Below are 9,848 nucleotides of genomic sequence, written 5' to 3'. Positions count from 1 at the left end.
CGTTTGTGCAAACTATCGTAGGGTGGGCAAAGCGAAGCGTGCCCACGTCTTTGCCTGAAGAGATCACAGGTGTCTCGATATCGGCGCCCGCAGGGAGGCCTTTGGATTGGGGCGGGGACATGCGCGACATCGCCGGTCATTTCGGAGAGTGATCGTGGGCACGGCGCGCGAAGAGCGCGCCTTTACCCACCCTACGGGATCTCGCCAATCTATCGTTTGTGCAAACTATCGTAGGGTGGGCAAAGCGAAGCGTGCCCACGTCTTTGCCTGAAGAGATCACAGGTGTCTCGATATCGGCGCCCGCAGGGGCCTTTGGATTGGGGCGGGGACATTCGCGACATCGCGGGTCATTTCGGAGAGTGATCGTGGGCACGGCGCGCGAAGAGCGCGCCTTTGCCCACCCTACGGCAGCCGTCTTTCGGGCCGGACTACGCCACCTTCACGCCGTCGATTGCGACGATGCGCAGGCTTGGCTTCAGCGTTTCTTCCAGCTGCGACTTCAGTTCGTGAACGCGAGGGTCGCTCGAACGCTTCGCACAAACCGCATATTGATGGACCGATTGCGCCAGCGCGCGGCGCGCTTCCGGCGTACGCGTCACTTCGGGCCTTGCAAGCCTCAGAACGATCGCGGCGAGATTCACCAGCATCTCGTCCAGCGCGACATCGATGGTTCCAATGTTAGGCATCACGCACTCCCTCAAGAGGGCAACAGCGGCTCCAGGCATGCGTTCCGGGCTCGGCCGAACATGGCTAACGCTTCGTAAACGTCTTGTTCTTGCCGATCGCGGCGCTAGGCTGGGTGCGAAACAAGAAAATTCGGGGGAGGGACCTGCCATGGATCGACGCGACGTCCTGCGCGCCGCTGCTGCACTGCCGTTGCTGCGCGCTGCGTTACCCGGACCGGCCTCTGCGCAAACCTATCCCGCCCGCAATATCACCATGATCGTGCCGTTTCCGGCCGGCGGACAGGCCGATCTCGCAGCGCGGCCGGTGGCGATGGCGCTGGAGCGGATCCTCGGCAAGGCCGTCATCGTCGACAACCGTGCCGGAGGCGGCGGCGGCTCGGTCGGCAATGCCGCGGCGGCACGCGCCGAGCCCGACGGCTACACGCTGCTGATGACGTTGTCCTCGCTCGCGGTGCTGCCCGAGGCCGACCGGCTGTTCGACCGTCCCGCCGCCTACGAGGTCTCGCAGTTCATGCCGATCGCGCGCGTGCTCGCCGATCCGACGCTGCTGGCGGTGCCGGCGTCCGCGCCGTGGAAGACGGCGCAGGATTTCGTCGAGGATGCGAAGAAGCGGCCGGGTCAGATCACCTACGGCTCGTCAGGGCCTTACGGCACGCTGCATGTGGCGATGGAGATGTTCGCGAGCAGCGCCGGCATCAAGCTGCTGCACGTGCCGTTCCGCGGCGCCGGTCCCGCGCTCACCGCGATCCTCGGTGGGACCGTGCAGGCGATCGCGGCCGCACCGGGGACGCTGAAGCCGCAGGTCGACGACGGCAAGCTGCGCGTGCTCGGCAATTGCGGCGCCCAGCGCATCGCGAGCTTTCCCGATGTGCCGACCTTCCAGGAGCTCGGCTACAAGGACGTCGAGATGTACATCTGGGCCGGGCTGTTCGCGCAGAGCTCTCTTCCCGCGCCGATCGCGACCCGCCTGCGCGAGGCGATGGCACAGGTGATGACGAGTCCCGACGTGCTCAAGGCCTTCGAAACCTCGGGCAGCCTCGTCGCCTATCAGGACGCACCGGCCTTCGCCGAATTCGTCGCGACCGACAGCAAGCGGCTGATCGCGGCGGTGAAGAAGATCGGCAAGGTGGAGTAGGTTCCGAAGCCATTTTCACATTTTGTTGTTGGTCCAGAACCGGGTCCTGCCTCATTGATTGATGAAAATCGATGGGAATCGAGAAGGATCGGGACATGCGAACAGAGCGGATTGCGCTGGGTGTGGCGCTCGCGGTCGGCGGCATCGTCGCGCAGGGCGCTGCATTCGCCCAGGAATATCGCGGCACCATGGAACAGCAGATGGCGTGTACGCCGGACGTCTGGCGTCTCTGCAGCGACCAGATTCCGGACGTGAGCCGGATCACCGCCTGCCTGCAGCAGAACACGCCGCAGCTGTCGAGCGGCTGCCGCGCCGTGTTCCAGTCGAACAACCAAATGCCGCCGCAGCAGGTCCCACGCAATCGGGCCGCACCGCCGCGCTATAACAATGCGCCGCTGCCACCTCCGCAGCGTCCCTATGACGATTACGACGATTAGGCTTTGAAGAGCGCATGATCGGGAAAATTGCGCAGCGCTAAAGCATGATCCGGAAAAGTGCGAAGCGGTTTTCCGGAAAAGATCATGCGCAAACAACAACCTAAAGCGCGATGACGATTCATCCAGATCTCATCGCGCTTTAGGCGCGACGATGCGGTCGTGCCGCCTCGTTCAGCGCTCGGTCTTGCTGTCCGATTCAGGTCGTTGTCCAAGCACCATCCGCAGGACGACACCGAAGAGAATGGCCGCGACCGGCCAATGGAACCAGATCTTGTTGCCCGTGAAAAGATTGATCAGAATCAGGAAGGCCGACACCGTGAGGGCCGCTGCCAGCGGGCGGGGCAGCCTTGCGAGCCAATCCGAGACGATATTCGTCGCCGAAGACAGCTCGCGCCTGTCTCCGATCCGCGGAGCACGCGCTCTTTCTGAGGGAGCTGCGCTTTCCTCGATCGGGAAGCTCCCTTGTGCAGCAGCTCGGCCGCCCAGGGTCAGCCGATAGCTGGTCAAGGGAGCAATGTTCTTCAGGGGACGCTGGCCGAGGCAGTCGAAGCCGACGGATAATTTGTTGTGCACCTGGTCGTAGACCGAGCTCGAGATCACGACGCCGCCGGGCTCGGCGAGCTCTTGCAGCCGTGATGCGATATTGACCCCGTCGCCATAGATGTCAGAGCCGTCCACCATGACGTCGCCGAGGTTGATGCCGATGCGAAACTGCATCGGGCTCGCCTGCGGCGCGTCCGCAGCCTGACTGGAGATCTCCTGCTGAATCTCGACCGCGCATTGCACGGCCTCGACGACGCTGGCGAACTCGGCGATCACGGCATCGCCCCAGGTATTCACGATGCGGCCGTCACGGCGCTCGACCAATCGCGCGATGGCGGTGCGGTAGCGGCGGAGCGTTTCCAACGTTCCGGTCTCGTCTGCTTCCATGAGACGAGAATAGCCGTACACGTCAGCGCACAGCACGGTGGTCAGTCGTCGTTTCACCTTGTCGTCGGTCATCGGCGCCATGCTAGCCTCCCTGATCGGCAAAAGCATCAGGGATCGTACCCGGTGCCGCCTTAAGGCCTGACCTCGCAGACATCGACCCATTCGGCGGCGGTCAGCTCGGCCATGCGGTCGGGCGTGATGCGCACCGCGCTGTGGGTCGAGCCCGCGGCCGGGACCACGACGTCGAATGCCTTCAGCGACACATCGCAATAGATCGGGAGCGGCGACTTCAGGCCGAACGGGCAGACGCCGCCGACCTCGTGTCCGGTGATGTCGGCGACCTCCTCCAGCCCCAGCATCTTCGGCTTGCCGCCGAACTGCGCCTTGACCTTCTTGTTGTCCATGCGCGAGGTGCCGGCGGCGACGATCAGGATCACGCGTTCGCCGACGCGCAAGCTCAGCGTCTTGGCGATCATTCCGGGCTCGACGCCATAGGCTTCGGCGGCCAGCGGCACCGTGGCCGAGCTGATCGGGGATTCGATGACGGAGATGTCGGGGGCTTTCTCGGCGAAAAAGGCGCGAACGGACTCCAGGCTCATTCCGGGCAGCTCATTTCAGACTTACGGGGCGGCGATACCTAGGCAATCCCTGGCAGCTCGGAGAGCGCGCGGACGCGGTGGTCCGGCGCAAAGCCAAGCTCGTCCATCTGGGTGCGGATCGCCTTGAACATGGTCAGCGGTGCCACGAGTTCGTTCTCGACGCAAGCCAGCGCCATCGCCTCCGGCGTCACCCGCTCGATCCAGGCGACGTTCAGCCCGAACGCCTTCGCGCCCGCGACGTCCCAGGGGTTGGAGGACACGAACAGAGTCTCGCTCGGTGCGGTGCCGAGCACTTCCCCGATCAGCATGTAGGCCTCCGGGCTCGGCTTGAAGATCTTCTTGGCATCGACGCTGATGGTGGCATCGAGCAGACGGTCGAGCTTGGTGTTGCGCACCAGCGTATTCAGCATGTCCGGGCTGCCATTGGAGAGGATGGCGAGCTTTCGCGGCTTCAGCGCGGTGAGCGCGCTTGTCGCGTCCGGATAGAGGTCGAGATGCAGATATTTCTCGATCACCCGCTCGAAGGTCTCGCTCTCATAGGCCAGCCCGAGCACGCGCAGCGGATAGGCCAGCGAGTCGCGGGTGATCGCGGCAAAGTCCTGGTAGCGCCGCATCAGCGAGCGCAGCCAGGTGTATTCGAGCTGCTTGATGCGCCAGACCTGCGTGATGATCTCGCCATAGCCGGGAAACGCATCCTCGGTGATGTCAGCGACCGACTGGATGTCATAGAGCGTCCCGTAGGCGTCGAAGACGACGGCTTTGATGGGCATCGGGGTGTCTTTCCGGGCCGTTGTGGGCACACGAACTCCGCTTGGGGGAGTACGCGTTGTCGCTAGCTTACCAAGGCACAGCGGAAGTTTGCCACTGCAGGCATGGCATCGAAGTGTGATCAACATCACAGAGCCAATGCTTGCCTTTCATCAGGCTCGACGTAGGCTGCGCACACTTTGATCGGGGCCTACAATGGGCGCTCTTCGTTGGTTTTCATTATTCATTTTCATCTGGCTGACCTGCGGTTCGGCGCAGGCCGAGCGTCGCGTGGCGCTGGTGATCGGTAACTCGGCTTATGAAAAGGTCGCGCGGCTCGGCAATCCATCCAGCGACGCAGCACTCGTGGCGGAAACCTTGAAGGCTGCCGGCTTCGATCTTGTCGACCTGCGTCGTGACCTAAAAGTAGCTGATATGAGGCGGGCGCTGCGGGACTTTATCGAACAGTCCCGCGATGCCGAGGTTGCGGTCGTTTACTATGCAGGTCATGGCATCGAAGTTGATGGGGTCAATTATCTCGTCCCGATCGATGCTGTCCTCGAACGTGACACTGACATTTATGACGAGGCAATGTCGCTGGATCGGGTGTTAGTAGCGATCGAGCCTGCGAAAAAGTTGCGGTTGGTGGTTCTTGACGCATGCCGTGACAGCCCGTTCTCGAAGGTGATGAAGCGGACCCTCGCGTCCAGGGCGATTGGGCGCGGCCTCGCAAAGGTAGAACTGTCAAGCCCCAACACCCTGATTGCCTTCGCATCAAAGGCAGGTTCAACGGCGCTGGATGGCGATGGCAAGAACAGTCCGTTCACGGCGGCGATGGTTCACCACGTTACCAAGCCGGGCCTGGATCTGCGAAAGGCTTTTGGTTACGTCCGCGACGAAGTCTTGAAGTCTACCGCCAATAGGCAAGAGCCATATCTCTACGGCTCACTTGGAGGCGATGATCTATCGCTTGTCCCGGCAGTGGCGGCGCCGTCACCAACAGGACCGCAGGCTGATCCTCAGACGGCGATCCGAAGGGACTACGAGTTGGCGCTGCAACTCGGCACCCACGATGGCTGGGAAGCTTTTCTGTCTCAATATCCAGATGGCTTCTATGCCAACCTTGCGAGAGCGCACGCGAAAAAAATCGCCGCAGAAGAGGCGCGGGCAGCTGCCGCTGAAAAGGCGAGGCTAGCAGAGCAGGAGAGGGTTCGACTTGCCGCAGAAGGTGCAAGACAGTTCGAGATAGAAAAAGCAGCTGCGGCTGCCAAGGCTGCTGAAGAGGCCCGCATCGCTGCCGAGAAGGTCAAGCAGATCGAGCAGGACAAGGCTGCTGCCGCTGAAAGAGCTCGTCTGACAGCCCAGGAGAACGCGGCACGGGAACTCGCAATTCGTGAGAAGGCCTCGCGAGAAAAGAACCAGCAAGTCGCTGCTCTACCACCTCCCGTCGAGACGGAGCAGATCAGCGCCGATACAGCTCGCGCGCTGCAAGCCGAGCTACGTCGCGTGGGATGCAATGTGGGCGTTGTAGACGGCGTTTGGGGTGAGCCCTCGCAGAAAGCCCTCGACCTCTTCAACAAGCACGCCGGCATGAAACTGAATGTGAGCGTCGCCACTACCGACGCGCTCGACGCTGTCAAAAACAAGGGCGGGCGAATATGTCCGCTGATTTGCGAGAACGGCTACCGCGCAGAGGGGGACCGCTGCACGAAAATCAGCTGCCGCAAGGGCTACGTCCTGAACGACGAGAATGAGTGCGAGAAGAAGGGAGCGTCGCCTGAAGCAAAGAAAAAGCCAGAGCTGCAGCACCGCGAAGTAAGACCCTCTTCGTCCTCCGCCGTCACGCGCGCTGATGCGGCTCTATCTAACGGTACCTACCAGAAATGCATGGGCCCCATCACGGGATGTTACGCAAGGGCTATTCAGCAGATGGACCCGCAGAGAGCCAAAATCTGGTGCAGTCGGCAGCCGACGTGCTGAATCACCAAGGCGGAGAAAAATGAAAGTTGCTTGTGGTCGGGCTGTTGTCGGCTTAGTCGCGTTTTGAACTTGCATCAGCTCAAATGGATGGAGACGTTCCGCGGTCGAGGCGCAAGGCGTATGCTCTCAACGAGCGATTTGCTTTCTTTCCGAGTCAATTCTTAGGTAAAGTCTGACTTGATACTGAATCGAGGGGGCGGTTGATGTCGAGGATTTTTGCAGTTCTTTTGGTTGTGATGTGTTCGCTGGTGCTTGCGGTCGAAGCGAGGGCTCAGGTGCACAGTCCAGCAGCCAAGATGAGCTCTGACAGCGGACAATGTCCCACCGGAAGTTGCGCCATGGACGGTTCGGCTTTTGCAAAACACCGCAAATATTGTTCGCCAGCCAACTGTCTAAACAACCGTTTTAAGAGGAAGCAGACGCAGTAGAGTTTGCATGGTGTTCGATGCAACCATTCAAGCTAGCCTGTCGGCTGACGTCCCCGCCGCGTCCAGGTCGCCCTCTCGGCGAACACCTGGCTGACCTCCGCCATGTGCTCCGTGCCCCACGTGCAGAGCGGCACGAGGGCCTGGGCGAGGCTGTGACCCAACGGAGTGAGGCTGTAGTCGACCCGCGGAGGCACCTCCTTGTAGTCGGTCCGCTTCACGAGACCGTCGGCCTCCAGCTCCTTCAACTGCTGGATCAGCACCTTGTCGCTGACGTCGCGGATCGCGCGCCGGAGCTCGCCATAGCGGGTCGGGCCACCCTGGGCGACGAAGTAGAGGATCAGCGGCTTCCACTTGCCGGCCACGACCCGCAGGGTTGCATCTAAGCCGCGGTGGCCGCGTTCCTGGCGTCCTCGGACAGCAGCTTCATGACGGGCGGCGAGGTCTTCGTCGATGGAGGCCTCGCGCAAGTATGAGGTCTTGAGCATGAGGGCTTCGGTCGCTCGATCGAAGCCCTCATGCGCTTTCGAAGGCGTGATGAGATAAGATCCGCCGAGCGCCCCGGCGGAGGTGTGTTCCCTCCCCCCTTGTGGGGGAGGGCTAGGGAGAGGGGTAGCCCAGAAAAAGGCGCCGGCTGTTGACGATGCACAGCGCTAGGGTGCGCGACGGAAAGAATCTCCGAGTGGCACCCCCCTCCCCGCCCCTCCCCCACAAGGGGGGAGGGAACGGAGAGAGCGCTGCTATTGTCCGAGTTCGATCCGACGTCAGCCCACCCGCTTCAGATCCCCAGCAGCTTGCGCGCGTTCGCCTTCAGCACCTTCGGCCGGATCTCGTCGCGGATCTCGATCTTGGCGAAGTCCGACAGCCAGCGGTCCGGTGTGATCACCGGCCAGTCCGAGCCGAACAGCATCTTGTCCTGCAGAATCGAGTTGATGTAGCGCACCAGGATCGGCGGGAAGTACTTCGGCGACCAGCCCGAGAGATCGATATAGACGTTCGGCTTGTGGGTCGCGACGGAGAGCGCCTCTTCCTGCCAGGGGAAGGAGGGGTGGGCGAGGATGATCTTGAGGTCGGGGAAATCGGCCGCGACGTCGTCCATGTACATCGGGTTGGAATATTTTAGCCGCATGCCCATGCCGCCGGGCATGCCCGAACCGACGCCGGTCTGGCCGGTGTGGAAAAGCGCGACCGCGCCGCCATTGTTGATCTCTTCATAGAGCGGATAGGCCATGCGGTCGTTGGCGTAGAAGCCCTGCATGGTCGGGTGGAATTTGAAGCCGCGCACCCCGTATTCCTCGATCAGCTTGCGCGCCTCGCGCGCGCCGAGCTTGCCCTTATGCGGGTCGATCGAGACGAAGGGGATGAGGACGTCGAGATGGTCAGAGGCGGCCTCGATCATCTCGTAATTGTTGTAGCGGCGGAAGCCGGTCTCGCGCTCGGCGTCGACCGGGAAGATCACCGCGGCGATGTTCTTGGAGCGGTAGTAGGCCGCGGTCTCCGGCACCGTCGGCGGATGCTTGTTCGGCGACTTGAAATACTCCGCCATCTGCGCCTGGAAATCGTCATAGCCGTCGTCGGGATGGCAGCCGCAGGGCTCCTCGGCGTGGGTGTGGATGTCGATGGCCACGACATCGTCGATATTGGGCAGCTTCAGCTTCGGCATGGGTTTCCTCCCGACGGGTTGCCGAATTGATTATATCATATAACGAATTTGGCAAGGCGTCGTCGAAAGGACTGATTCCCTTGCGATAAATCGGGCCGATCCGGCCGGTTCTACGGTGCATGGGGTTGTTTTCACGAATTTGCCGGTTCGGAACGGGGCAGTTAACATTGACATCACCTCCCGCCATGCCTTAAGAACCGCCCCGTCCCGGGCGGTCGTCCGCCGGCGGGAAAAATCTCATTTTGCCACATTCGCGCGTGCCGAAACGGTAGTGCCGAACACGGCCTTTCGAACGTTCAGGATTCCGCCATGAAGGTCCGTAACTCGCTGAAATCGCTGCGCGGTCGCCATCGCGCCAACCGCCTGGTCCGCCGCAAGGGCCGGGTCTATGTGATCAACAAGGTGCAGCGCCGCTTCAAGGCTCGTCAGGGCTGATCCCTGCCGAGGGCTCCTGAGCGCGCCCCGCAAGACCACGGTCTCACACGAGTTTAACGCCGCCTTTGCTTTGCAAGGGCGGCTTTGCGCGTTTAGACTTCGACCATGGCAGTGAGATTCCTCTTCGCGCGCACCCTGTGTCTGGCCCTTGTGCTGGGAACCTCCGGCCTTGCCCCGGCCCTGGCACAGCAGATTGAGCCGCCCGGCAAGCAGAAGAAGCTCCCCGAGGCGCCGGCCAAGCTGCCCAAGGTCGATCGCAACAAGAATCTCGAATTCCTGTTCGGCGCGCTGAAGGCGGCGCCCGACGAGGCCAGCGCCAAGCATGTCGAGGCGCGGATCTGGGCGATCTGGCTGCAGACCCCGAGCGACACCGCTGCGCTGTTGATGGCCCGCGCCAAGACCGCGGTCGACGCCAAGAAGATCGAGGTCGCGATCAAGCTCTTGGATTCGGTCATCAAGCTCAGGCCCGACTACATCGAGGCCTGGAACCGGCGCGCCACGCTCTATTACATGCAGAACGACTATGGCCGTTCGCTCGCGGACATCCAGCAGGTGCTGATCCGGGAGCCGCGCCATTTCGGCGCGCTCGCTGGCCTCGGCATGATCATGCAGGAGGTCGGCGACGAGAAGCGCGCGCTCGAGGCCTATCGCAAGGCGCTCGCCGTCAATCCGCATCTCGAAAAGATTCCCGACCAGGTCAAGGCGTTGACCGAGAAGGTCGAGGGACGGGATATCTAGCGCACGATCCGGACGAGGATAGTTTGATCATCTTCCGAGTGATGGCCGCCTGCGCCGATTAACCACGATCGGA

Annotated in this window: 11 protein-coding genes and 1 pseudogene; 6 read left to right on the top strand and 6 right to left on the bottom strand. The window is 62.1% G+C overall.

Annotation, left to right across the window (positions count from 1 at the left end):
* Window positions 1-428: 428 nt before the first annotated feature.
* Entirely contained in the window at window positions 429-686 is a 258-nt protein-coding gene (locus GGD61_RS06480; protein WP_018321542.1) for a hypothetical protein, read from the bottom strand.
* 148 nt (window positions 687-834) lie between these two features.
* Between GGD61_RS06480 and GGD61_RS06475 the strand changes: the two genes are divergently transcribed.
* A complete protein-coding gene (locus tag GGD61_RS06475; protein ID WP_183230439.1) occupies window positions 835-1,821 on the top strand; it encodes a tripartite tricarboxylate transporter substrate binding protein in 987 nt (328 codons plus the stop codon).
* A 95-nt stretch (window positions 1,822-1,916) separates the two neighbouring features.
* Window positions 1,917-2,258, top strand: coding sequence for a hypothetical protein (locus GGD61_RS06470; RefSeq protein ID WP_049815046.1), 342 nt, complete (start codon window positions 1,917-1,919; stop codon window positions 2,256-2,258).
* 171 nt (window positions 2,259-2,429) lie between these two features.
* On the opposite strand, the gene GGD61_RS06465 is transcribed toward GGD61_RS06470, so the two are convergent.
* From GGD61_RS06465 to GGD61_RS06455, 3 genes are read right to left on the bottom strand one after another with little or no spacing between them, the layout of a single operon-like run.
* Window positions 2,430-3,260 carry an adenylate/guanylate cyclase domain-containing protein gene (locus GGD61_RS06465; RefSeq protein ID WP_092255922.1) on the bottom strand — a complete coding sequence of 277 codons (831 nt, stop codon included), beginning with the start codon at window positions 3,258-3,260 and terminating at the stop codon, window positions 2,430-2,432.
* Between the two features lie 59 nt (window positions 3,261-3,319).
* Entirely contained in the window at window positions 3,320-3,787 is a 468-nt protein-coding gene (locus GGD61_RS06460) for a YbaK/EbsC family protein (protein ID WP_018321547.1), read from the bottom strand.
* Between the two features lie 38 nt (window positions 3,788-3,825).
* Entirely contained in the window at window positions 3,826-4,557 is a 732-nt protein-coding gene (locus tag GGD61_RS06455) for a haloacid dehalogenase type II (protein WP_183230438.1), read from the bottom strand.
* A gap of 193 nt (window positions 4,558-4,750) precedes the next feature.
* On the opposite strand from GGD61_RS06455, the gene GGD61_RS06450 reads away from it, so the two are divergent.
* Window positions 4,751-6,514, top strand: coding sequence for a caspase family protein (locus tag GGD61_RS06450; RefSeq protein ID WP_183230437.1), 1,764 nt, complete (start codon window positions 4,751-4,753; stop codon window positions 6,512-6,514).
* 460 nt (window positions 6,515-6,974) lie between these two features.
* Here GGD61_RS06450 and GGD61_RS06445 read toward each other — a convergent pair whose 3' ends face one another.
* Window positions 6,975-7,304: a helix-turn-helix domain-containing protein gene (locus tag GGD61_RS06445; protein ID WP_244550649.1), complete on the bottom strand. Its 330-nt coding sequence runs from the start codon at window positions 7,302-7,304 to the stop codon at window positions 6,975-6,977.
* Window positions 7,305-7,328: 24 nt separating this feature from the next.
* Here GGD61_RS06445 and GGD61_RS40205 point away from each other — a divergent pair.
* Window positions 7,329-7,415 (top strand): annotated as a pseudogene (locus tag GGD61_RS40205) (oxidoreductase); the annotation flags it as partial.
* Between the two features lie 302 nt (window positions 7,416-7,717).
* On the opposite strand, the gene GGD61_RS06440 reads toward GGD61_RS40205, so the two are convergent.
* A complete protein-coding gene (locus GGD61_RS06440) occupies window positions 7,718-8,602 on the bottom strand; it encodes a 4-hydroxyphenyl-beta-ketoacyl-CoA hydrolase (RefSeq protein WP_018321552.1) in 885 nt (294 codons plus the stop codon).
* Window positions 8,603-8,911: 309 nt separating this feature from the next.
* On the opposite strand from GGD61_RS06440, the gene ykgO reads away from it, so the two are divergent.
* Both ykgO and GGD61_RS06430 read left to right on the top strand, forming a co-directional pair.
* The gene (gene ykgO, locus GGD61_RS06435; protein WP_006611362.1) at window positions 8,912-9,037 is read left to right on the top strand and encodes a type B 50S ribosomal protein L36; all 126 of its coding nucleotides are present in this window, start codon (window positions 8,912-8,914) and stop codon (window positions 9,035-9,037) included.
* Between the two features lie 105 nt (window positions 9,038-9,142).
* Window positions 9,143-9,775 carry a tetratricopeptide repeat protein gene (locus GGD61_RS06430; protein ID WP_026202572.1) on the top strand — a complete coding sequence of 211 codons (633 nt, stop codon included), beginning with the start codon at window positions 9,143-9,145 and terminating at the stop codon, window positions 9,773-9,775.
* The last annotated feature ends 73 nt before the right edge of the window (window positions 9,776-9,848 follow it).

The sequence above is a fragment of the Bradyrhizobium sp. SBR1B genome (assembly GCF_014198205.1).
Classification (GTDB): domain Bacteria; phylum Pseudomonadota; class Alphaproteobacteria; order Rhizobiales; family Xanthobacteraceae; genus Bradyrhizobium.
This window is presented reverse-complemented; position numbering and strand designations above follow the sequence as displayed.

What these genes read in the sequence shown, in the direction of transcription:
- GGD61_RS06480 (WP_018321542.1), bottom strand. Translation starts at nt 686, where the DNA reads ATGCCTAACATTGGAACCATCGATGTCGCGCTGGACGAGATGCTGGTG.
- GGD61_RS06475 (WP_183230439.1), top strand. Translation starts at nt 835, where the DNA reads ATGGATCGACGCGACGTCCTGCGCGCCGCTGCTGCACTGCCGTTGCTG.
- GGD61_RS06470 (WP_049815046.1), top strand. Translation starts at nt 1,917, where the DNA reads ATGCGAACAGAGCGGATTGCGCTGGGTGTGGCGCTCGCGGTCGGCGGC.
- GGD61_RS06465 (WP_092255922.1), bottom strand. Translation starts at nt 3,260, where the DNA reads ATGACCGACGACAAGGTGAAACGACGACTGACCACCGTGCTGTGCGCT.
- GGD61_RS06460 (WP_018321547.1), bottom strand. Translation starts at nt 3,787, where the DNA reads ATGAGCCTGGAGTCCGTTCGCGCCTTTTTCGCCGAGAAAGCCCCCGAC.
- GGD61_RS06455 (WP_183230438.1), bottom strand. Translation starts at nt 4,557, where the DNA reads ATGCCCATCAAAGCCGTCGTCTTCGACGCCTACGGGACGCTCTATGAC.
- GGD61_RS06450 (WP_183230437.1), top strand. Translation starts at nt 4,751, where the DNA reads ATGGGCGCTCTTCGTTGGTTTTCATTATTCATTTTCATCTGGCTGACC.
- GGD61_RS06440 (WP_018321552.1), bottom strand. Translation starts at nt 8,602, where the DNA reads ATGCCGAAGCTGAAGCTGCCCAATATCGACGATGTCGTGGCCATCGAC.
- ykgO (WP_006611362.1), top strand. Translation starts at nt 8,912, where the DNA reads ATGAAGGTCCGTAACTCGCTGAAATCGCTGCGCGGTCGCCATCGCGCC.
- GGD61_RS06430 (WP_026202572.1), top strand. Translation starts at nt 9,143, where the DNA reads ATGGCAGTGAGATTCCTCTTCGCGCGCACCCTGTGTCTGGCCCTTGTG.